The sequence below is a fragment of the Metapseudomonas resinovorans genome, from assembly GCF_002003485.1.
Taxonomy (GTDB): domain Bacteria; phylum Pseudomonadota; class Gammaproteobacteria; order Pseudomonadales; family Pseudomonadaceae; genus Metapseudomonas; species Metapseudomonas resinovorans_D.
In genome coordinates, this window is sequence record NZ_BDMA01000092.1 from 85,526 (window position 1) to 87,487 (window position 1,962).

The 1,962-nt window shown below is 63.1% G+C and carries 1 protein-coding gene; it reads left to right on the top strand.

The genetic code is table 11. The features are described from left to right. Window positions 1–1,962 (top strand): beta strand repeat-containing protein (locus tag MnOB_RS28955; protein ID WP_158713863.1); only part of this gene is annotated, 1,962 nt, incomplete at both ends.

The following is a 1,962-nucleotide window of genomic DNA, read 5'->3' on the forward strand; positions in this document are numbered from 1 at the left end:
TACACCTTCACTCCGGTGCAGAACTGGAACGGTGACATCCCGCAGGTCACCTACACCACCAACACCGGCAGCAGCTCGACGCTGGATATCACCGTGACTCCGGTGAACGATGCGTCCGCCCTGGTCGCTGACAGCAATTCCGTCGCCGAAGACAACCCGGCGACCGGCAATGTGCTGGGCAACGACAGCGATGTAGATAACACCCTCACCGTTGCCAGCTTCACCGTATCGGGCGTCACCGGCAGCTTCACCGCTGGCACCAGCGCAGTGATCACCGGCGTGGGCACCCTGACCATCGCCGCCAACGGCAACTACACCTTCACCCCGGTGCAGAACTGGAACGGCGACGTCCCGCAGGTCACCTACACCACCAACACCGGTAGCAGCTCGACGCTGGATATCAGCGTTACCCCGGTTGACGATGCGTCCGCCCTGGTCGCTGACAGCAACTCCGTGGCCGAAGACAACCCGGCCACCGGCAACGTGCTGGGCAACGACAGCGATGTGGATAACACCCTGACCGTCGCGACCTTCAGCATCAATGGCGTGCCCGGTACTTTCACCGCTGGCACCAGCGCCGTGATCGTCGGTGTCGGTACCCTGAGCATCGCTGCTGACGGCAATTACACCTTCACTCCGGTGCAGAACTGGAACGGTGACATCCCGCAGGTCACCTACACCACCAACACCGGCAGCAGCTCGACGCTGGATATCAGCGTTACCCCGGAAAATGACGCGCCTGTCGCCAGCAATGACGGCCCGGTCCTGGTGACCGAGGACACCCCGGCCAGCGGCAATGTCCTGACCAATGACAGCGACGTCGATAACGACACGCTGACCGTTACCCAGTTCGAAGTGGGCGGCAGTACCTACCTGGCTGGCCAGAGCGCCACCCTCGCAGGCGTCGGCACCCTGGTGATCAACACCAACGGCAGCTTCACTTTCACGCCGGCCCCGAACTACAACGGCCCGGTTCCCACCGCCACTTATACGGTGAGCGACGGTACCGCCACTGGTACTGCCGAGCTGAGCTTTGGCAATGTCATCCCGGTCGACGATGCGTCGGCCCTGGTCGCCGATACCAACTCCGTGGCTGAAGACAACCCGGCCACCGGCAATGTGCTGGGCAACGACAGCGATGTGGATAACACCCTCACCGTTGCCACCTTCAGCATCAATAACGTACCCGGCACCTTCACCGCGGGTTCCAGTGCCGTGATTGCCGGCGTAGGCACCCTGACCATTGCAGCCAACGGCAACTACACCTTTACCCCGGATGCCAACTGGAACGGTGCGGTACCCCAGGTCACCTACACAACCAACACCGGCAGCAGCTCGACGCTGGATATCACGGTCACGGCGGTGAACGACGCGCCGGACACTAATGCAGCCAGCGGTGCGGGCAACGAAGATTCGGCGGGTATTCCGGTTGTTCTGAGCGGCTCGGACCTCGACGGCACGGTTGCTCAGTTCATCATCAAATCCCTACCGGCCAATGGCACCCTGCTGCTGAACGGCGTGGCGCTCAACATCGGTGACAGCGTCCCGGCCACCGGCAATGGCGCCAGTGTCACCTTCGTGCCGAACGCCAACTGGAACGGCACCGCGACCTTCGACTACGCCGCAGTGGATAACCAGGGGCTGGAAGATGCCACCCCGGCCACTGGCACCATCACCGTGGCGTCGGTCAACGATGCGCCTGAAACCAACGCGACGTCTGCTTCCGGTAACGAAGACGCAGCCGGCATCCCGGTCAGCCTCAGCGGCTCGGACTTCGACGGCAGCGTCGCCAGCTTCGTGATCAAGTCGCTGCCGGCCAATGGCACCCTGCTGCTGAACGGCGTGGCCTTGGCCATCGGAGACAGCGTGTCGGCTACCGGCAATGCCGCCAGCCTCACCTTCGTGCCCAACGCCAACTGGAACGGCACCACCACCTTCGACTACGCCGCGGTGGACAACCAG